Source organism: Maribacter sp. (genome assembly GCF_039974175.1).
GTDB lineage: Bacteria > Bacteroidota > Bacteroidia > Flavobacteriales > Flavobacteriaceae > Maribacter_C.
This window is the reverse complement of sequence record NZ_JBDWJN010000009.1, coordinates 165979-186193: the sequence shown is the minus strand read 5'-3', so window position 1 is coordinate 186193 and position 20215 is coordinate 165979. Positions and strand designations below refer to the sequence as shown.

Sequence of the window (20215 nt, the reverse complement as noted above, 5' to 3'; positions counted from 1 at the left end):
TTTTTAAAATCTATACCCTATTTTAAAACCTGTACGTATGATCGAACCATTTAAGAAGTAGTAGTCAACATTAAAATTGGTTCGAACTCCAAACTGTGCCTCTAAGACTAGTTTTTTATTTAACAACAAAAAACGGTAGCCGTACCCAATACCCAATCCGCCTGCTGTATAATCTGTTTCACCCGGTTCATAGACACCAAATCCTGCAGTATTCGTATTGCGCACAAAGCGTCCCGACGCGGTTACACGACTTAAGGAGCCGAAGAGCTCAAGAAAATGGCTTTTATGCTGTGCCCCTTGAAAGTACAATCGTACGAATGGCATAAACTCGTAATTGGTATCATATCGTCTAAAATCACCTGAGGAACCTGTGCTAAGCTCGCTAATGCGATCTCCATAGATTGCGACTGCTAATCCTAACGCCCACTTATTCGCTATGGTTCTTTCATAATTGAGATCAAAACTTTCGAAGGCTGGTAGCATTAAATTGGTTGATAACTGATTTTTATAAACAACCGGATCTTCATTTTCTTGGGCATGCAAGCAGTTACTACTACCAAGGAGAAAGAGGAATAGAAGTACCAAACTACTTCGTGGAGATTTTGGTTTGATCATTTGTATTTGAATTTACTACTCCAATGACAACTGAACACAAAAAAACCCGACTTCGCAGTCAGGTTTTCGATTTTATCTTTATGTATACTTTTTAGTCTGCCAGCACAATGACCTTATTATCTTTCATTTCAATAGTGCCGCTCGAAATGGGCAATATGGTTTTTCCATTAGCATCTTTGGAAAATTTACGCTCATAGGCTTCGTCAATGGAAATATTTCCATCGATTTGAACATTTCCTTCTTGAAGCAAGGAAACGATAGGTGCGTGATCCGTTAACATTTGAAACTCGCCGTTGATACCGGGAACAGTTACTGATATAACTTCACCTGCAAACAAAGTAGCTTCTGGTGATACAATTTCTAAATACATAGTTAAACGTGTTTCAAGGTCTTATTGATTTAAACGATAGCATAAAGTTACTGAAACGGATTCAGCATTGACTACGGCTACGCCTCAGCCAACATTTTCTCTCCAGCCTCGATCGCCTCCTCTATGGTTCCTTTTAGGTTGAAAGCAGATTCTGGAAGGTTATCAAGCTCTCCATCCATAATCATATTGAACCCTTTGATAGTTTCTTTGATATCTACCAATACCCCAGGTATACCCGTAAATTGCTCTGCTACATGGAAAGGTTGCGACAAGAAACGTTGCACACGTCTTGCTCTACCTACGGCAAGCTTATCTTCTTCTGACAATTCTTCCATGCCCAGGATAGCAATAATATCTTGAAGTTCTTTATAACGTTGTAATAACTCCTTTACACGTTGCGCACAATCATAGTGCTCCTTTCCTAAAATCTCAGCCGTTAAGATTCTGGAAGTAGAATCTAAAGGATCCACTGCAGGATAAATACCTAACTCTGCAATCTTACGCGACAGTACTGTAGTTGCATCTAAGTGAGCAAAGGTTGTTGCCGGCGCTGGATCGGTTAAATCATCCGCAGGTACGTAAACCGCCTGTACTGATGTAATCGAACCTCTTTTTGTAGACGTTATGCGCTCTTGCATTGCGCCCATCTCTGTTGCCAAAGTTGGTTGGTACCCTACCGCAGATGGCATACGACCTAAAAGTGCCGAAACCTCTGAACCCGCTTGCGTAAAACGGAAAATATTATCTACGAAGAAAAGAACATCTTTACCTTGTCCTTCACCTGCACCATCACGGAAGTATTCTGCTATGGTCAATCCTGATAGTGCAACACGTGCACGTGCTCCAGGAGGTTCATTCATTTGACCGAAAACAAAGGTCGCTTTCGAATCTTTCATGGCCTTTTTATCTACTTTAGACAAATCCCATCCGCCATCTTCCATAGAATGCAAGAAATCATCTCCGTATTTGATAATACCAGATTCCAACATTTCGCGAAGTAAATCGTTTCCTTCACGTGTTCTTTCTCCTACTCCTGCGAATACTGATAGTCCACCGTGACCTTTGGCGATATTGTTAATCAATTCTTGAATCAATACCGTTTTACCCACACCTGCACCACCGAATAAACCAATTTTTCCACCTTTCGCATAAGGTTCGATCAAATCGATTACTTTGATACCTGTGAAAAGTACTTCTGTAGTAGTAGTAAGGTCTTCAAATTTTGGAGCATCCCGGTGAATTGGTAGTCCGTCTTTACCTGCTTTTGGCAAATCTCCCAATCCATCAATAGCATCTCCAATTACATTGAACAAACGTCCGTAAACATCATCGCCAACTGGCATTTGAATTGCAGCACCAGTAGCAACAACAGCTGTTCCTCTGCTAAGACCGTCAGTAGAATCCATAGAAATAGTTCTTACCGTGTTCTCACCTACGTGCGACTGTACTTCTAAAACTAGTTTTGAACCATCTTGATTTGCAATTTCTAGCGAATCATAAATTTTTGGAAGCTCATCACCAGACTGAAATTCAACATCTACAACCGGGCCGATAATCTGAGAAACTTTACCTGTAACTTTTGACATTACTATCGTATTTATGTATTAAGATTTCTTTTTAGTAAAAAACCACCCGAAAGAAGGCTGATTTTCAGGCTGCAAAGATATGGTATTACTCTTAAATTGAAAACTACTTTCTGTTCTTTTTTGGCATAAAAAAAGGCGGCCCAAAAAGCCGCCTTTTAATTGAATAAATTCTAATTTATTTAAGGATTGATCGTCCAAGATAAATAGTACATCGATCCTATTAGACCGGTACCCACAGCGGTGAAATATTCCTCGCCAAGTAGGTTGGATCCACCCAATTTAAATACTGATTTTAGACTATCACAGGTATAATTTATTTGGGCATCTAAAACACTGAAAGAAGGTACAGGGCCATCAGCAAAAGTATTTTGCCATTCATACTCATCACTCCATCTATAGTTGATATTAAAACCAACATTTTTAAAGAGTTCGGTGTTACCAAAAGATGCTTTCACTTTATGCTTTGGCGTATTGAATTGGGTTCTAAAGTCAGGGTAAGCCTCTTGATTAAATTCAAAATCTGCATAGGTATAACTTGCTCCGATATCAAAGTTTCCAAAAATCTTCGCATCTACCCCTAAAATGACCCCATATGATTCAATATCAGCTTCCGAATTCGTGTACGTTTGATATGGTTGGAAATCTCCATTTTGCAAAGCCAATAGTGATAAAGCTCCGTCACCTGCCTGACCATAAAACGGTACTAGGGTAGTTACGTTTGCGATGAAATCAGTGTATTGATTGTAATACCCGCTTAAATCTATCGCCATCTTACCAAATTGAGCTCGGTATCCCACTTCAAAAGCCGTTATTTCCTCTGGCTTAACTAAGCCGGTATTGACTGCTGTAGGGGCTCCTGCGCTAACAGAACTAAGTGAATATGCGTTCTCATAAGCAGATCTACCAACAACCGTGGCCGTTTGCTGACCTGTGATAAGAGCTCCCGCAGGGCTCAAATTGAATGTTCTTAAATCTTTGTCCAAGTTACTCGGTGCTGAACCTACTAAAATAGCACGACCCGCATTTAGACCAATGAATAAGTCTTGGGTAGTGGGGTTTCTAAACCCTTGCTGAACAGATGCTCTAAAGTTTTGGTTTCTGTTCTCGCCAGCGGTATATACCGCCGAAATTCGTGGAGAGAAGAATCCATCAAAGAATTCATTCTTATCATAACGCACCGAACCGGTTAGTTTTAAACGTTCGTCCATGATTTTCTTTTGCACTTGTAAATAGGCTCCATACTCACCATAGGTAATTGGACCGTTAATATCTGTAAAGATAGTGCCGTCAGAATCAAGTACATATTCTCTGAAAGAACCTCCAATTTGGATATCTGCAAAGTTTTTGGTCAGGTGGCTAAAATTGTAATTGGCATCAACATGACGTAAACTTGTTTGATCGATAAATTTTGCTCCGGTGTTTAAGTCTCCATCTGAGGTTACCCTGTCAAAAGCTGCCTGATATCCAGGAGTACCCGGTATTAATCTTCCAGTATCTGCCTGTGTTCTCGCAAAGGCGTGTGCAGCAGCATCATCTAATCGATTACCTCCTGTAAACTGACCCAGTCTTGCTCCGATGTAAGCCCCAGTGTATTCTGTAAACCACTGTACATCTGATTTCCAAGATCTGTTGATGTTAATAGCTGCAAAACGAGTGTCGTAGGAGTCTCCAGAACGTTCTGTTGTGATATATCCTCTTAAGAAAAAGTTGTCATTTCTAAACTCCAATTTATGCTGCTGCATAATAAAGTTCTTCAATGAATATCGGTTGGCTCCTTGGTAGAGGGTATTACCGCGTCCTACACGTGCGTTGTAAACGATTTCAAAATCATTGGCGAAAGGCTTGTAATGTATTGAACCATCAAATTTTACACTTTCCGCCTCGTAATTTGCCAAATCAACTTCATCATAACCAGTTCTTGAAACCAATGCAGAACCAAGAGTCCCGGGTGCTAAGTTTAGAGGAGTATCGAAATTAAGTACTGTGTTCACCTCGTCACCATAAACATTGAGACCATCATAAGCAGGGTCTTGTCTCGTTCTGGTTGGATCTGCCAAATCTGTTGTATTCACCGCATGCCAATCCTCTCCTTTTAAAATAGATAGGTTTGCCTTCACCGCAAATTTATCACTAAATGCGTGTGCAGCTCGAACGCCAACATCATAATAGTTGTTCGTGCCAGCAGCTTCTTGTGAAGTTACACCACCTTTAACATAGGCACTAATACCTTGGTAATCAAAAGGGTTCTTGCTTCTCATAAAAAGAATACCGTTGAAAGCCCCTGCTCCGTATAGTGCAGAAGATGCACCTGGTAAGATTTCAACACTTTGCACCTCTAATTCTGACATCCCCACCAAGTTACCAACAACGAAGTTTAGGCCTGGAGCAGAGTTGTCCATTCCATCAACCAATTGCATAAATCTTGTATTTGCAAAAGTGGCAAAACCTCTGGTGTTGATCGACTGGAAAGTTAAACTATTGGTATTTACATCAACACCTTTTAAATTCTCTAAACCGCCATAGAAGGAGGCTGCGGTAGTATTTTTAATTTCCTTTAGTCCGAAACGCTCTACCGATACTGGGGATTCAAAAATACGCTCGGGAGTTCTTGAAGCCGAAATTACAACCTCATCTAAAAAGGTCTGCGCCTCATTTAATACAATCGTAAAAGTTTGATTGTTTTCTGTTACATTTTCAGTAGCGTCAGAATACCCAACGCTGGTTATCTTTAACTGAAAGGGGGGTACTTCAGATGTTTCCAGTATAAACAAGCCATCAAAATCAGCTGTAGCACCGATTGCTTTTCCCTCAATAACTACATTTGCTCCAGGGATGGGTTCGTTGTTCTGGTCAACAACTTTTCCGTTTACTGTTGTTTGTGAAATTCCAATAAATCCACTTAACAGTAACGCTATAAACAGTATTTTTTTCATTCTGTGTTTATTAAGTTAAGTTAGTTACTTAGTCACCGGCAAGATACCGATTTTTTTAAATCGATAATCATAAAATGAAAAAAATTATGCATGCATAGTACTTTTTTCGCAAAATGTTAGCCTAAGATTTGGCATTCTCATAAAAAAGGTAAAAAATAAGGCCTTGGATTACTCCAAGGCCTTTGTATTATTTTGAACTGTGATCGCTATTCTACAGTAACTGATTTTGCTAAATTACGTGGTTGATCGACATTACATCCTCGCATCACCGCTATATGATATGACAGCAATTGAAGTGGTATGGTAGTCAACAAAGGGGTTAGGCTTTCTAAGGTTTCTGGAACTTCAATTACATGGTCTGCTAGTTCGGTAACCTGCTCATCACCTTCGGTAACAATGGCGATGATTTTTCCTTTTCGAGATTTTATTTCCTGAATATTGCTCACCACTTTTTCGTAGTGTCCCTTTTTGGTGGCAATGACGAAAACCGGCATTTGCTCATCGATAAGCGCAATAGGCCCATGTTTCATTTCTGCTGCTGGATATCCTTCAGCATGAATATAACTGATTTCTTTTAGCTTTAAGGCACCTTCTAGAGCGACTGGAAAATTATATCCTCTTCCCAGATATAGACAGTTCGTTGAATCTTTATAGACTTCCGAAATGATTTCTATCAAAGGGTTAGATTCTAATGCCTTCCCCACCTTTCCTGGAATTGTTTCCAATTCGGTTAGGTATTCATGAAATTTCGATTCTGAAAATTTGCCTTTCTCTTTTGCTAATTTTAGAGCTATTAATGTTAATACCGTAATTTGAGTGGTAAAGGCCTTGGTTGAGGCCACCCCAATTTCGGGCCCTGCATGTGTATAAGCCCCTGCGTGCGTTTCACGTGCAATAGAAGAACCAACCACATTACATACACCGAAGACAAAAGCGCCATTTTCCTTGGCCAACTTTATCGCAGCTAAGGTATCAGCAGTTTCACCTGATTGCGAAATAGCAATTAAAACGTCTTTGTTGGTAATAACAGGGTTTCGATATCTAAACTCTGAGGCATATTCAACCTCAACAGGTATACGAGCTAAATCTTCAAAGATATATTCGGCTACCAAACCGGCATGCCAAGAGGTACCGCATGCTACAATAATAATACGGTCTGCATTCTTGAATTTTTCAAGATGTTGATCAATCCCAGCCATCTTAATTATACCTTGATCAACCCGCAATCTTCCTCTATAGGTATCTAGAATTGCTCTCGGTTGCTCATAGATTTCCTTGAGCATGAAATGATCATATCCCCCCTTTTCTATTTCTTCCAAATTCATTTGAAGTTCTAGGATATTAGGATAGGCAATAGCGTCATCTTTAATCTTGCGCAATTTAATTTCCTTCCCTAAACGAACAATAGCCATTTCCTCATCTTCAAGATACACAGCGTTATTCGTAAATTCGATAAAAGGGGAAGCGTCTGAAGCGATGAAGAATTCATTTTCTCCAACTCCTATCGCCAGCGGACTACCCAATTTAGCCACAACGATTTCATCTGGTTTTCTTTTATCAAAAACTGCTATCGCATAGGCTCCCACTACCTGATTCAATGCTATTTGAACAGCCTTCCCTAGCTTTACGTCTTCCGTTTTTTGAACTTCCTCTATAAGGTTAACCAGAACTTCAGTATCTGTGTCAGAATGAAAAACATAACCTCTTTTGGTTAATTCTTTTTTTACCGATTCATAATTTTCAATAATTCCATTATGAATGATAACCAAATTGCCAGAGTTAGAGTAATGCGGGTGAGAATTGACGTCGTTAGGAACACCATGAGTAGCCCAACGTGTATGACCAATACCGAGGTTTCCTTCAAGAGAAATTGAACTCTTGGCCTTTTTCTTAAGGTCGTCTACTTTACCTTTTGTTTTGGTCAGATTTATTTCGTTGCCATCAAAAATTGCAACACCAGCGCTGTCATAACCTCTATATTCAAGTCTTTGAAGTCCTTTAACAATTATCGGATAGGCATCTCTGTGTCCAATATATCCTACAATTCCGCACATATGCTTTTGTTTTAATTGGGGTGTATTGTTAATTCAAGTGCAAATTTACGCACACTTTCAATAGTAATCTATGATTATAGGTGTAGAACGTAAAATTTCTTCAACTGGTATAACGTACAGGAAAATTTAGGTGTTAGACTAGCATCTCAAGGCTCAAGATCAATCTGTCTCGGTATAGAATATCTCTAATTTCAACTTGTTTTCATCGTCTTCAGGTAGATTACTTCCAAAGAGCACCGTTCCTAAGGGACTCAGAATCGAAGCTGCAGGAAGTTCTTTTTCAATGCTGCCAGAGAGCATGGTGTTGTTTGCGCCCGACAGTCGTATATCAGGTGTAATTGTCAATCCTAAGGTAGCATTAACAGAATCGCGTACAATTATATTATTTATATACTCAGTAATCTTGATAGAATATTTAACACCTCTATCGCCTGATTCTTCAAGAATACCATCATAATTCAGATAAACGCCCAAAGGGGTATTTGCTAAATTATTTTCCGTAGTAGTATTGTACAATGGAGCATTTGTTTCTGCATTATAGAGATACAATCTAGGCGGCTCGATAGCGGTTGAGGGTAAGGCATCTGTATCGATATGAAATACCAAATTTGCCTCGTTGATAATCCAATTATTGGCTTTGATTTGATTGATTAAGGTTTCCGCTTCGCTATCTATTTCATCAAAAAGCTTTATTTCAGCATAAGAACCAGCCCCTCCTTTGAGATAAATTCTATCGGTATTTTCTCCAGAATCCAACGCATTTGTGATTTCCGCTGGATAGTCTGCGTTTACGAAAGTGTTTACCGCATTACCAGATATCGGGTTTGCCCCTACTTGTGTTAATAAGCTAAGTGCGATAGTACTCTGTGCCTCTTCGGTGCCATCATCTACAACATCATCGTAAGTGTAGTAAACATCTAATCTCGCCGCAGTCATATCTAAAAACAGCAATAGATCGCTACTAATAGTCCCCGCTGACAAATGCAAGCCTCTAAAAAATTCTTTGAAATTGGCAGCACTTAAGAGCTCCGAACTTCCTTCTTTATTCAAAATATTATCTTGAAAAAAGGTATTGGCCACATCGTTAAGTTTGACATATATTCCCGGGTCTAATTTGCTGGAAATTGTACCTACTTCGTCCGTCTCGGTATCGGGGTCATCTTCTTCAACCACAAACAATATTTCTTGATTGCTAATGGTAACCGGACCATCATAAAAAACCTCTTGAGTAAAAGCCGGAGAAAACTCTTGTGTCGAGAAATACTCTTGAGATTCTTGAAAATTCGAATTTGGATCCAAATCTCGGAGAAAGAATGTAGAACGTTCAACTTTAAAATTGAATGCTTGCCCAATATAAGGAGGGTTCATTTTTAAACTTTCATCGAATTTTGCGTTGTTGTAGTAAATACTATCCAACTCAAATGTCTCAGGAAAACGATCACCAAGCGTAGCATCATCTTCACCATCATTTATGCCATCTCCATCTGTATCAGGGTTGTTAGGATCTGTATTGTTGGCTTGTTCCTCATTGTTTGGCACACCGTCTTCATCGGTATCATTGGTGCCGTCAAGAGGCTCATCATCCAAGGCATCTACAACGCCATCGTTATCTGAATCAAGTTTATTATTTTGATAGGGAATGTAGAGGTATACGCTATCAATTCTTTCGTTTTCATTAATAGCATCACTTATTTCGTTGGAAGCTGATAAATCCCCAAAAGTCGGGTTGTAACCATTTAATTGAACTTGCGAAGTAATACTGGCTTCTGTTAATCCGTACACAGGATCGTTGTAAACTCCCAACTGATAAATAGGAAGTTGATTCGTTTGTACAGCTTCTATCTTCTTATTGAACGCAAAAACACTATACGTTTGTTTGTTTGTTGTAAAAGGTTCCCCTCCAATTACTCCCTCACCTATGGTCGTTAATTCTTGCTCACAAGACGACATCAAGCACACAACAAGTAAAATTCCCGCCATAGCAGGAAATTTCAATCGATTCAATAAGTTCATTTAGATTATTTTAAAACTTCGGTGTCATAAAAATTAGCATAGGCTTCCTCGAATTCTTGCAAAGAAACGTACGGTAACACAGGTTTTTCTAGGTTGGAAATATGGTCTTTTAAATCTTCTGGAATTTCTTCCGAGGCTAAAATAACAGCATCTGAAAAATCTACAGCAACTTTTAACAAATTATTATAGTTGGGTGTTGCCAGGGAAGCAATACTAGCTTCATCAACCCCATCAAACGCTATCTTTTTGATCATATCATTATCAAGTTCTCCCTCAAAAGCTTTACCATATACTGAAGTCACAATTTTGCTGTCTCCAAATAGTGGTTCATCTGCATAATACTTTTTGAGATACAAAGGAAGAAGTGAAGCTAACCAGCCATGAACATGAATAATGTCTGGTGACCAATTCAACTTTTTTACCGTTTCTACAACACCCTTTGCAAAGAAAATAGCGCGTTGATCGTTATCAGAATACAAACTTCCATTTTCATCAGTAAAAGTTGACTTTCTTTTGAAATATTCATCATTATCAATGAAATAGACTTGAATACGCTCACGCGGAATAGAAGCCACTTTGATAATCAAGGGCATATCCATATCATTAATGATCAAATTCATTCCAGATAAACGAATAACTTCGTGGAGTTGGTGTCTACGCTCGTTGATATTGCCATATCGCGGCATAAAAATTCGTATTTGCCCCCCTTTACTGTTAACCATACGAGGGGTTTCATACGACATTAGGGAAACTTCATTCTCTGGCAAATAGGGTACTAATTCTGAAGATACAAATAATATCTTTTTACCGTTCATAAAAGCTGTGTTTGATTTAGTGTCCTCTCAAAATATGAGCGCAGCTGCAAAATTACAAAAATTATGTAGATTAGCCGTAATTATAGTAAGTTTGCTGGCTTTTAAATTGAAAATATGGTACTAGTACGAACCAAAAAAGAGCTGGCGTCACTACTTTCTTCATTCGACAAAACCAGAGGAATAGGTTTGGTGCCCACAATGGGAGCCCTACACAAGGGCCATATGGCTTTGGTAAAACGTGCCATTTCTGAAAATGAAAATGTTGTCGTTAGCATTTTCGTTAACCCCACCCAATTTAATAACAAGGAAGATTTAGTGAAATACCCACAAACCTTGGAGGCTGATATGGCTCTTTTAAAGGAAGTTTCTAATACCATTTCTGTTTTTGCTCCAACAGTTGAAGAGATTTACGGCGATAAGACTAAAACCAAAGTATATGATTTTGAAGGATTAGACAAGGTCATGGAAGGCGAGTTTCGAGATGATCATTTCAATGGAGTAGGCACCATAGTAGAAACCCTTCTTAAACTAGTAAAACCTAAGAAAGCTTATTTCGGAGAAAAGGATTTTCAACAACTGCAGATCATCAAAAAATTGGTGAACATAGCAAACCTTTCAGTTGAGATTATTGGCTGCCCAATTGTCAGGGAAGCTAATGGACTTGCCATGAGTTCTCGTAACGAAAGACTTTCGAAAACCATGCGCAAGGAGGCTGCTTTTATTTACAAAACGCTTAATACTGCCAAAAAGAAATTTGGCACGAAAAGTGCTAAAGAAGTTATCGACTGGGTAAATGGCGAATTTCAAAAAAATTCTGATTTGGATTTAGAATATATCGCCATTACTGATGTGGATACACTTACGCCCATTCAGAAAAAACAAAAAGATGTAAAGTACAGGGCATTTGTTGCAGTTTATGCAGAAAGCATACGACTAATTGACAACATAGCGCTTAACTAAGCACAATTAATTAACTTTGTTCCATGCAAATTGAAGTTGTAAAATCTAAAATACACCGCGTAAAAGTTACGGGTGCGGACTTGAACTATATTGGTAGTATAACTATTGATGAAGATTTAATGGACGCTGCCAATATCATACAAGGTGAAAAGGTGCAAATTGTAAATAATAACAATGGTGAACGCTTGGAAACATATGCAATTCCCGGTCCGCGCGGAAGTGGTGAAGTTACATTGAACGGCGCCGCATCGAGAAGAGTTGCCGTAGGTGATATCTTGATTTTGATTACCTATGCCCGTATGGATATCGAAAAGGCCAAAACGTTTAATCCATCATTGGTTTTCCCAAACGAAGAAAATAATCTGCTCAACTAATATGGGTGAGTCGACCAAGAAAACATTAAAAATCCTACTCCCAATTCTATTGGGAGTTTTTTTAATATGGTATTTGTACCACTCCACTACCTCTGAACAACGCAATATGATTTGGAGTCAGATTAAAGGAGCTGACCCGTACTGGATGGGGTTGTCTATTTTGATCGGGGTTTCGAGTCATGTTTCAAGAGCGATTCGCTGGAATTATCTTTTAGAACCTATGGGTTATAAACCCTCTATTTTGAACAATTCTATGATCGTTTTTACGACCTATTTGGCAAACTTAGGCATTCCTCGTTCTGGCGAAATATTACGCCCGACGGAGTTGGCCACTTACGAAAATGTTCCGTTTGAAAAAGGCTTTGGCACCATCGTTACCGAGCGTATTATTGATGTGATAATGCTCTTGCTGATTATCTTTATTTCTGTGATTTTTCAGGCAGAATTAATTCTCGGCTTTCTCAATGAAGCTGGGTTTGGAATATATGCCGGTTTAGCCATTTTAATATTGGGGGTAGTAGGGCTGCTTGTCGCCATTCAAATCGTTAAAAAATCATCTTCGCCTTTCGCAAAAAAAATAAAAACCTTTTTGAGTGATATGCTTTCGGGAATTACCAGCATTTTTAAGATGGAACGTAAATGGTCGTTTATTTTTCATACGTTGTATATCTGGTTTGCCTATGTTGCCATGTTTTATGTCATAAAATTTACGGTTCCTGAGTTAGAACACTTAGGACTAGGACCATTAATGGTGGCATTTGTAGGTGGCGCTATAGCCATGACCACTACAAATGGTGGTTTTATAGCTTACCCTGCATTTGTAAGTAAATCATTAGAAATATTTGGTATTTCGGCGGTTGCTGGAAATGCTTTTGGGTGGATTATGTGGATTGCACAAACCCTTATGATAGTGGTTTTTGGTGCAATATCTTTTCTCTTATTACCGTTATTGAATCGAAACCAATAGCAACAGCTATTAAAGCCAATAACACCATGCAACGTTTGATTACCGTTTTCGCATTTTTTTTATGCTTCAATTTAGGGGCGCAAGTAACCCAAGAAATTTTCGAATCTTTTAAGCTTCAAGAACGTAGAGATGTACAATACTATATTCCAGAAGACTATGATGCAGAAAAAAAATATCCTCTGATTGTAGTTCTTGACGGGGAATATCTTTTTGATCAAGTCGTAGCTAATTCTAAAATTTACAGTAGGTTTCATGGCTTGCCGCAAATGATCGTGGTAGGCATCAATCAAAGTGAGAATAGTATTCGTCTTGATGATTGTGCTTGGGAGGAAGAAACCGGGTTACCCAATCAAAAAGCAAAGAAGTTTTTTGAGTTTCTAGGAATGGAACTCATACCCTATCTTGATCTCAACTACAGTACTGCCCCGTTTAAAATGATCGTTGGCTATGATATTAGCGCGAATTTTCAAAACTATTGGTTGTTTAAGGAAAATTCGTTGTTCAATGCATACGTAAACATCTCTCCTACCTTAGCTCCTGAAATGGAATCTAGAGTACCATCGCGTTTGGGGGCCTTTAAAAAACAAATATTTTACCAGTTGATTCTAGAAGGCGAAAGAAATAGTGACACCCCTAGAATTCTGGAAATGGATAAAGCCATCAAAGCCATTGACAAAGAATCGTTGCACTACTTCTTTGACGAATATCCAAGTGCCGATCATATTTCAATTGTTACTTATGGAATAGGCAAAGCATTTGATAACATTTTTGGAATGTTCAAGCCTATCAGTCCAAAAGAGTACAAAACTCAAATACTTACTTCAGAAGAACCGGTATTTCAATATCTACAGACCAAATATAACAGTATTGAAGACCTTTTCGGATTTACAAAATCGGTTGATTTGAACGATGTAATGGCGATCTATGCCGGAACCCGTAAAAAGGATGATTTTGAATCTTTAAAGCCACTTTCAGATTTGTGTAAACGCGAATTTCCAGGTACCATGCTTGGCTTTTACTTTGAAGGTGAATATTACGAACAATTAGGCGAACCTAAAAAAGCGCTTAAAACTTTTGAAAAAGCCTTCGGCATGGATGAAATTGACTTCTTGACCAAAGAAATGGCATTGGAAAAGATTGATGCTTTAAAAGCCGATTTTGGATTTTAAAGAACGCTAAAGTCCAAACTTTTTCAAACTTCTTGCTACCTTTAGCGCCTAACTTCAAAAGAAGCAATGGCGAAAACCAAAACAGCATTTTTTTGTCAAAACTGCGGCACCCAATATGCCAAATGGGTAGGCCAGTGTTCGGCCTGTAAAGAATGGAACACCGTTGTAGAAGAGGTTGTTCAAAAAGAAGAAAAACAAAGCTGGAAACCTACTTCAAATAGCAAACGAAAAGTTGCAAAACCACTCCGAGTTACCGAAATCAGTACTGAAAAAGAACTGCGTCTAAACACATTTGACCTTGAATTCAACCGTGTTTTAGGTGGAGGATTAGTTCCGGGTGCATTAGTTCTATTGGGTGGGGAGCCCGGTGTTGGTAAAAGCACTTTGCTGCTTCAAATAGCTTTAAAACTTCCCTATAAAACACTGTATGTGTCTGGAGAAGAAAGCCAAAAGCAAATCAAGATGCGGGCCGATCGCATTCATCCGAATAGTGAAACCTGTTTTATCTTAACGGAAACAAAAACGCAAAATATCTTTCAGCAAATAGAATCTACCGAACCTGATATTGTGGTCATAGATTCGATACAAACCTTGCATTCTGATTATATTGAATCGGCAGCCGGAAGCATCTCACAGGTTCGAGAATGTACAGCAGAACTCATCAAATTTGCCAAAGAAACCAACACCCCTGTCATTCTAATTGGCCATATCACCAAAGACGGTTCTATTGCAGGCCCTAAAATACTGGAGCATATGGTCGATACGGTTTTGCAATTTGAAGGAGACCGAAACTATGTATATCGCATTCTACGTGCCTTAAAGAATCGATTTGGTTCAACGGCAGAATTGGGTATATATGAAATGCAAGGTAGTGGATTAAGACAAGTGAATAATCCTTCGGAAATATTAATCTCGAAAAATGATGAAGGGCTAAGCGGTACTGCTATAGCTTCCACAGTTGAAGGTATGCGACCATTGATGATCGAAATACAAGCCTTAGTTAGTACGGCAGTCTACGGAACTCCTCAAAGATCGACCACAGGGTACAACGCCAAAAGGTTAAATATGCTTTTAGCAGTATTGGAAAAAAGAGCAGGGTTTAAATTAGGTGCCAAAGACGTATTCTTAAATATCACGGGAGGTATTTCGGTAGATGACCCGGCTATAGACTTGGCGGTTATTGCGGCAATACTCTCGAGCAACGAGGATATTCCAATTGAAAAAGGGGTTTGTTTTGCTGCCGAAGTGGGTCTTGCAGGTGAAATAAGACCTGTACAACGTGTGGAACAACGCATTTTAGAAGCCGAAAAATTGGGTTTCAAAACAATTTACGTATCTAAAAACAACAAAATTAGTCTCCATAATCCGAAGATCAATATCGAGCTGGCGTCCAGAATCGAAGATGTGGTGACTGGTTTGTTCGGCTAACGCTTGTCTCTCATAATCCGGGTAAAAACCAAGATTATCAAAATTACTGCAACGATCAGTGCCAACTGCCAAAAACCGATTTTTAAAAAATACATTTAAGATTGTTTATGGTGCCGGATTCGGAATTTCATTGTGTATCTTTTCTATGGCTTGATACACCTCATCACTAAGTTCTACTTCAATGCTGCTGATATTCTCTTCTAACTGTTTTATTGATGTAGCACCTATAATATTGCTTGTAATAAATGGCCTGCTATTCACAAAAGCCAAGGCCATCTGAGCCAATGAAATTCCATGTTCTTGGGCCAGTTCGTAATACTTTTGTGTTGCGGCTACGGCCGTTGGATTTAGGTACCTTTTGTAATTTGGGAACAAGGTAATTCGTGCACCATCTGGCATGCGCCCACCTAAGTATTTTCCACTTAGAACACCAAAACCTAAGGGTGAATACGCTAATAACCCAACCTTTTCACGCATAGCTATTTCAGCCAGGCCAACTTCGAACAAGCGATTTAAAAGACTATAAGGGTTTTGAATAGTAATCGTACGCGGCAAACTTGCGTGCACTTTGCTTTCTTCAAGAAACCGCATAGTGCCCCATGGACTTTCGTTTGAAATGCCCACCTGACGAATTTTTCCCTCACGAATCAGGTCACGAAAAGTCTCCAAAAGCTGATGGATATTATCTTGCCAATAATCAGAAACATCATGAGTATAGCCTCTTTGCCCAAAATAGTTGGTATTTCGATCGGGCCAATGCAGTTGGTACAAATCGATATAATCGGTTTGCAGTCTTTTTAAACTACCCTCTACAGCTTCTATTATCGACTCTCGGTTAAAACCTGTAGTACGAATAAACTTAGTAAATTCAGCTTTGCCTGCTATTTTGGTGCCTAAAACAATTTTATCGCGATTTCCACTCTTCTTAAACCAAGTGCCAATAATTTTTTCTGTATTCGATCTGCGATCAGGGTGTGCTGGAATAGAATACAACTCCGCCGTATCAAAGAAATTCACCCCTTTATCAAGTGCATAATCCATTTGCTCATGACCTTCAGCTTCTGTGTTTTGGTTGCCCCAGGTCATGGTGCCCAAACATATTTTACTGACTTCTATATCGGTGTGCGGTAGGTTGGTATACTTCATATAAATTTTTTGATTTCTGTGTTTGGGCAAGCAAATTTATCCATTTTTTAAGAAGTTATCGATCTAATATCAGCTATATTTATAATTGCCTGTTTATCAAAAGATTTAAAATTCATACGACCCTAAAAACTTCTTTAAACCGTGATTACCGGGCTTAATTATTCTAGATATTTTAATCTACTTCAACCAAAATTGGGCAATGATCACTGTGTTTGGCTTCCGATAAAATTACTGACCGTTTTAATCGTGCTTTTAAGGGTTCTGCTACCATTCCATAATCTAATCTCCAGCCTTTGTTATTGTTTCTGGCATTGGCACGGTAACTCCACCACGTATAATTATCAGGTTCTTTGTTGAAATGGCGAAAGCTATCAATGAATCCACTCTTCATTAAATTACCAATCCATTCGCGCTCGACTGGTAAAAATCCCGAGACGTTTTTGTTACGAACAGGATCATGTATGTCAATAGCCTCATGACAAATATTGTAGTCACCTAGCACTATAAGATTGGGTCTTTCCTTTCTCAAATCATTAAAATACGCTTGAATTTCTGCCATGTAGTTCAACTTGAAATCCAAACGCGCCAAATTCGTTCCGGACGGAAGGTACATGCTCATAATAGAAAGGTCTCCAAAATCAGCTCTGAGGTTTCTTCCTTCAAAATCCATCGATTCAATTCCCGTACCGAATTCAATATGATCTGGTTCGGTTCTCGACAAAATAGCAACACCACTATATCCTTTTTTTTGGGCACTAAACCAATAATTATAGGCATAACCAGCCTTTTCAAAAATAGAAAGATCTAGCTGCTCTTCCAATGCTTTTATTTCTTGCAGACACACTACATCAGGATTCACAGATTGAAGCCATTCGATAAAACCTTTGTTCAATGCAGCACGTATACCGTTAACATTGTAGGACACTATTTTCATATAGATTATTTTACTACGAAAATATACAATGCACCGTTCAAGTAAAAATTAGGCGCTGCTTTAATTTTGTTCGAATTTCCATAATCGAAATTGTAAAGTGGGTTTTCAGAATTATAGGGCATATCTTCCAAAACTAAATTTGTTTATTTAAAGGCTTGTCGAAACTCAAGAAGTATCACTTTGGCCCAAGATTTGATTTAAGGATGGTGTAATACTGTATACCATGAAAAAACCATTTCTTCTGTGTGCCCTATTCTTCTATTCTTGGATAAACGCCCAAGCCTATAACGATGGCTATCATGACCATGAACTCCGGTTCAATATGGGCCGCTTTCTTGCCACCACAGCAATTGAAGGTTCATACGAATATTATTTTACCCCAGATACCAGTATTGGCGGAACGGTATTTTTCAATGGTGACAGCTTGGGTAGAACGGGAAACTTCGGTATCGGACCCAATCTTAGGGCGTACTTTGGCTACAAGCCAAAAAGCGGCATTTTTGCAGAAGCATTCGGACTTTACTACACTGGTGAAACGGATATCACCGATAATCTCGGTGCTCGAAACAATGACTACAGTACAACTGCCCTTGGCTTGGGATTAGGAAAAAAATGGTCAACCTATGGCCAAAAACTGACCTTTGAGGTCTACCTCGGATTGGGGCGAAATGTTAATCAGAAAGAATTGCAAGAAGCATTCATGTACCGTGCAGGGCTATCACTCGGATTTCGTTTTTAAATAGTATTTTAGAAGCCTTATTCTAAGATATGACAAAATACCTCTTCTTGATTTCTCTTTTTTGCAACACTTTGTACCTGGTGGCGCAAGTTCCGATTTCAAAAGATAGCATTACCCAGTTAGACGAGGTCATTCTATTAGATGCTTTAAAAAAGAAGAATGCTGCGGGCATTACGTCTTCCGATATCATTTCAGCCAAGGTTTTCCAGAACTATAGTCCGGTTTCGATGGTTTCGGCGGTCAATCAAATTCCTGGTGTTTATGTGTTTTCAGGTGCATTGAACACCAATCGTATCACGGTACGAGGCATCGGTGCACGAACCCTTTTCGGCACCGATAAACTGCGTATGTATTATGAGGATATTCCCGTTACCGATGGCTCCGGATTTTCATCTATTGAACAGTACGACTTGGAAAATCTAAGTCAGATTGAAGTTATAAAAGGCCCAAAGGCGACCACTTATGGCTCAAATTTAGGAGGAGCAATTATCTTAACTCCTAAAGAAGCCTTAGGCCGGTCTACTACCTTTTCGAATAATTTCACAGCTGGTTCATTCGGACTCCTCAAAAACAATTTATCATTCAATCACTATAATGGAAAGTTAAGACTGGGATTGCAGTATGGCCATATGGAAACTGATGGTTATCGCCAAAACAGCAATTTTGAACGTGATGGATTTCTTCTTAATACATCGTATCAACTTAGTGGTAAAGACAAAATATCTCTTTTAGTAAATCACATTGATTTCAAAGCCCAAATTCCAAGTTCTTTGGGTGCAACAGCTTTTGCAGAAGACCCTCAACAGGCTACTTTTACTTGGCAAGTATCTCAAGGTTTTGAAGACAATAACACGACCTTGATCGGATTGAATTATGCACATCGTTTTAGCGAGAAACTAGAAAACTCGACAAGTATTTTTTACAATTATCTCGATAAAATAGAAGCTGCGCCTTTTGGCATCTTCGACGAAATCACGAAAGGGTTTGGCTTTCGCACGCGTTTTTCTGGAGCATTGAACTTTTTGGAGAAGGCTTCTAGTTATTCCTTGGGAGCAGAGCTTCTTAAAGATGAATACGACTGGGATCGCTTTGAAAATCTTTGGGAAGAAAATAATGGCAATGGAAGCTTAAAAGGGGCGCAAATTGGGCGAAACAAAGAGTTTAGAAGTCAATTCAATATTTTTGGTACTTTCCTTATGCCATTGACCAAAGAATTCGTTGCGCAACTAGGAATAAGTCTAAATAAAACCACCTATGATTACCGTGACCTTTTCAATAACGGAGTTGAAAACAAAAGTGCTGAAAGAAATTTCAGTGCCATAGTCTTACCTAGCTTAAATCTTGAGTATTCCTTTTCTGAATACCAGAAAGTATATGCCAATATCAGTCGTGGATTTTCGAATCCTACATTGGAAGAAACCTTAACCCCTGATGGCATTGTCAACCCTGATATTGCACAAGAAACGGGAATAAATTACGAATTGGGCACAAACCTCTCTTTAGATCAGAGGAGGTTCAACATCAATCTTTCTATTTATCAAATGAATGTCAGAAACCTATTGGTTGGGGAGCGGATTGACGAGGATCAGTTTGTAGGAAAAAATGCTGGTAAAACGCGCCATAGAGGCCTAGAAGTTGCATTGAGCTATTCATGGAGCATTTCAAAAAATGTACAGCTTGTACCCTTTGTAAACTATACTTTGACCGACCATAGTTTTGTTGAATTCATTGATGGTGATGCTAATTTTTCAGGAAATCAACTTACTGGTGTTCCCAAGCAACGCAGAACCTCGGGCATACAATTGCGTCTTTTTGACGCCTTTTATTGGAATACCACTCATCAGCATGTAAGTGCTATTCCGCTAACTGATTCCGGTAATCTGTTCAGTGAGCGCTATACTGTTTTTAATACCCGAATGGGTTATCAAAAGAAACTTACCGATAAATTCATCATTGGTGTTGCTATTGGAGTCAACAACCTTTTCGATAAAGTTTACGCCCAATCCGTCCTCATTAATACCCAAGGTTTTGGAGGTAGAGAACCCCGCTATTTTTATCCCGGCGATGAACGTAATTATTATGGAAGTTTGCGATTAGGGTATCGACTATAAG

Annotated in this window: 16 protein-coding genes; 7 read left to right on the top strand and 9 right to left on the bottom strand. The window is 38.9% G+C overall.

What is annotated here, in order from left to right:
- Positions 1-3: 3 nt before the first annotated feature.
- The 7 genes from ABJN95_RS07265 to ABJN95_RS07235 all read right to left on the bottom strand — a co-directional run bounded on the left by ABJN95_RS07265 (position 4) and on the right by ABJN95_RS07235 (position 10386).
- Positions 4-615 carry a DUF3575 domain-containing protein gene (locus ABJN95_RS07265; protein WP_348369693.1) on the bottom strand — a complete coding sequence of 204 codons (612 nt, stop codon included), beginning with the start codon at positions 613-615 and terminating at the stop codon, positions 4-6.
- A gap of 91 nt (positions 616-706) precedes the next feature.
- A complete protein-coding gene (locus tag ABJN95_RS07260) occupies positions 707-985 on the bottom strand; it encodes a F0F1 ATP synthase subunit epsilon (protein WP_348369692.1) in 279 nt (92 codons plus the stop codon).
- Between the two features lie 77 nt (positions 986-1062).
- Positions 1063-2571 carry a F0F1 ATP synthase subunit beta gene (gene atpD / locus ABJN95_RS07255; protein ID WP_348369691.1) on the bottom strand — a complete coding sequence of 503 codons (1509 nt, stop codon included), beginning with the start codon at positions 2569-2571 and terminating at the stop codon, positions 1063-1065.
- Positions 2572-2750: 179 nt separating this feature from the next.
- A complete protein-coding gene (locus ABJN95_RS07250; protein ID WP_348369690.1) occupies positions 2751-5504 on the bottom strand; it encodes a TonB-dependent receptor in 2754 nt (917 codons plus the stop codon).
- A gap of 206 nt (positions 5505-5710) precedes the next feature.
- The gene (glmS, locus tag ABJN95_RS07245; protein ID WP_348369689.1) at positions 5711-7558 is read right to left on the bottom strand and encodes a glutamine--fructose-6-phosphate transaminase (isomerizing); all 1848 of its coding nucleotides are present in this window, start codon (positions 7556-7558) and stop codon (positions 5711-5713) included.
- A gap of 159 nt (positions 7559-7717) precedes the next feature.
- Entirely contained in the window at positions 7718-9571 is a 1854-nt protein-coding gene (locus tag ABJN95_RS07240) for a DUF4270 family protein (protein ID WP_348369688.1), read from the bottom strand.
- A gap of 5 nt (positions 9572-9576) precedes the next feature.
- Positions 9577-10386, bottom strand: coding sequence for a glycogen/starch synthase (locus tag ABJN95_RS07235; RefSeq protein ID WP_348369687.1), 810 nt, complete (start codon positions 10384-10386; stop codon positions 9577-9579).
- A 114-nt stretch (positions 10387-10500) separates the two neighbouring features.
- On the opposite strand from ABJN95_RS07235, the gene panC reads away from it, so the two are divergent.
- The 5 genes from panC to radA all read left to right on the top strand — a co-directional run bounded on the left by panC (position 10501) and on the right by radA (position 15284).
- Positions 10501-11346 carry a pantoate--beta-alanine ligase gene (panC, locus tag ABJN95_RS07230; RefSeq protein ID WP_348369686.1) on the top strand — a complete coding sequence of 282 codons (846 nt, stop codon included), beginning with the start codon at positions 10501-10503 and terminating at the stop codon, positions 11344-11346.
- 23 nt (positions 11347-11369) lie between these two features.
- Positions 11370-11720 carry an aspartate 1-decarboxylase gene (gene panD / locus ABJN95_RS07225; RefSeq protein WP_348369685.1) on the top strand — a complete coding sequence of 117 codons (351 nt, stop codon included), beginning with the start codon at positions 11370-11372 and terminating at the stop codon, positions 11718-11720.
- Between the two features lies 1 nt (position 11721).
- On the top strand, positions 11722-12687 hold the full coding sequence (locus ABJN95_RS07220; RefSeq protein ID WP_348369684.1) for a lysylphosphatidylglycerol synthase transmembrane domain-containing protein: 966 nt from the start codon (positions 11722-11724) through the stop codon (positions 12685-12687).
- Positions 12688-12713: 26 nt separating this feature from the next.
- Entirely contained in the window at positions 12714-13856 is a 1143-nt protein-coding gene (locus ABJN95_RS07215) for an alpha/beta hydrolase-fold protein (protein ID WP_348369683.1), read from the top strand.
- Between the two features lie 66 nt (positions 13857-13922).
- Positions 13923-15284: a DNA repair protein RadA gene (radA, locus tag ABJN95_RS07210; RefSeq protein ID WP_348369682.1), complete on the top strand. Its 1362-nt coding sequence runs from the start codon at positions 13923-13925 to the stop codon at positions 15282-15284.
- A 105-nt stretch (positions 15285-15389) separates the two neighbouring features.
- On the opposite strand, the gene ABJN95_RS07205 is transcribed toward radA, so the two are convergent.
- A complete protein-coding gene (locus tag ABJN95_RS07205; RefSeq protein WP_348369681.1) occupies positions 15390-16430 on the bottom strand; it encodes an aldo/keto reductase in 1041 nt (346 codons plus the stop codon).
- A gap of 172 nt (positions 16431-16602) precedes the next feature.
- Positions 16603-17364 (bottom strand): exodeoxyribonuclease III, encoded by a 762-nt coding sequence (locus tag ABJN95_RS07200; RefSeq protein ID WP_348369680.1) that lies wholly within the window; start codon positions 17362-17364, stop codon positions 16603-16605.
- Between the two features lie 223 nt (positions 17365-17587).
- On the opposite strand from ABJN95_RS07200, the gene ABJN95_RS07195 reads away from it, so the two are divergent.
- Positions 17588-18103: a hypothetical protein gene (locus tag ABJN95_RS07195; protein ID WP_348369679.1), complete on the top strand. Its 516-nt coding sequence runs from the start codon at positions 17588-17590 to the stop codon at positions 18101-18103.
- Positions 18104-18132: 29 nt separating this feature from the next.
- The gene (locus ABJN95_RS07190; RefSeq protein ID WP_348369678.1) at positions 18133-20214 is read left to right on the top strand and encodes a TonB-dependent receptor; all 2082 of its coding nucleotides are present in this window, start codon (positions 18133-18135) and stop codon (positions 20212-20214) included.
- The last annotated feature ends 1 nt before the right edge of the window (position 20215 follow it).